The organism is Pseudoalteromonas haloplanktis ATCC 14393 (assembly GCF_000238355.1).
GTDB classification, from domain to species: domain Bacteria; phylum Pseudomonadota; class Gammaproteobacteria; order Enterobacterales; family Alteromonadaceae; genus Pseudoalteromonas; species Pseudoalteromonas haloplanktis.
This window is the reverse complement of the sequence record NZ_AHCA01000038.1, coordinates 1-1,586: the sequence shown is the minus strand read 5'-3', so window position 1 is coordinate 1,586 and position 1,586 is coordinate 1. Positions and strand designations below refer to the sequence as shown.

The following is a 1,586-nucleotide window of genomic DNA, read 5'->3' as shown; positions in this document are numbered from 1 at the left end:
TCGTTAAGTTGTACTGTGATGTTCGCCACCACATCTTTGCCAACAATCTCTTGTGCTGAGCCTGAGTTACCCACACTATTGGTGACAGTCGCTGTGCCGGTGATGGTGCCATCTAATAATGTTGATGTATCCACATTATCTAAACGCCAAGTATTGTTAGCTACAGTAGTGGTAAAGCGCAATGTAGTGCCATTGGCATCGGTTAAAATAACCGTCACAACGGCACCGTCTTGCACATTCACTGTGGTGCCGGTGATATCAACCAGTGGCGATTCAACATCGTTAATAACATTATCTTGAAGAGTGTCGATATCAATGGTGATGTCAACTGGGGCAGTGTTTTTCACGACTGTGGTGGTTGCGGTCGCTGGGTTGCCGTTAATATCAGTCGTATTGGCGGTAAAAGTGAGATCGCCATCCGCAAGTCCGGATAAATCCCCATCTTCAATAATAAAGTAGCCATTACGCACCACGGTATTAAAGGTCAGCGTTGTGCCTTGGCTATCGGTTACCGTGACTTCAACGGCTTGACCAGTTTCAATATCATTTGCAACCCCACCAAAGGTGGCTGGATTGACTTCTAATTCATTGAGAATGTCATCACCATTCGTCTGTACTTGCATTGAAATGGTGGATAAGGTGTCTTTAAATACTTGATCTGTGTTAGTGGCGGTATTCCCTGCAATATCCGTTGTGGCGACCGTGAAATCAAGCGCCCCTTCAGCAAAACCACTCATATCAACGCCGTCAATTGCCCAGCGTTCATTCATGACTGTGGTGGTGAGGATTTGGGTTTTACCATCGCTATCAGTAATGGTGACCGTTACCGTTTGGCCATTTTCGATATAAAGTGCATCGCCTGCTAAATCGACACTGCCGACTTCTGCCCCATTGAGTAAGTTATCACTGCCGCTGTCAACATCAATAGTAACAATGGCTTGGGTGTCTTTAGTTGCGCTCGTGCTGGCATCCGCTTGATTGCCATAGCTATCTTGCGCGCTGGCTGTTACGGTAAACTCACCCTCTGCAAAGCTGCTCAAATCGATGTTTGACAGGGCCCAGTTGCCATCAATAACGGTGGTGGTAAATTGCAGCTCTCGCCCTGTATTATCACTGAGGGTGATAGTCACGGTTTGACCATTTTCAATGCCCGTCACAGAGCCTGATAGTGCCACACTTGTTTGCTCCGCAGTGTTGATCAATTGATCAACATCGTTCACGCTGACAGTGATATCGGCCGTGGTGTCTTTTAAGAAGGTAATGGTACTGCTGGCAGGGTTTTCAGGTTGATCGCTCACACGCGCTTGAGCGGTAATAACCCCATCCACTAAGTTAGATAAATCAACGTTTTCAACAGTCCATGCACCTGCGACAACGGTTGTCGTTGCACTGGTGCTATTGCCATTTTTATCAAGGAACAGCAGGGTGATTGTTTGACCATCTTCCACATCGGTGACGGTACCAGAGAAGTTATTGGTCGTTACCTCGTTTTCATTAATGACGAGATCGGCATCATTGAGTTGCAGGGTAATTTCAGCCAACACATCTTTCAGTACAGTGTCAGTGGCGTCGCCTGAATTACCCGC

At 46.8% G+C, this 1,586-nt stretch carries 1 protein-coding gene; it reads right to left on the bottom strand.

Annotated features, from left to right (window positions below):
• On the bottom strand, positions 1-1,586 hold a 1,586-nt coding region (locus PHAL_RS23445; RefSeq protein ID WP_036981742.1), incomplete at both ends, for a beta strand repeat-containing protein.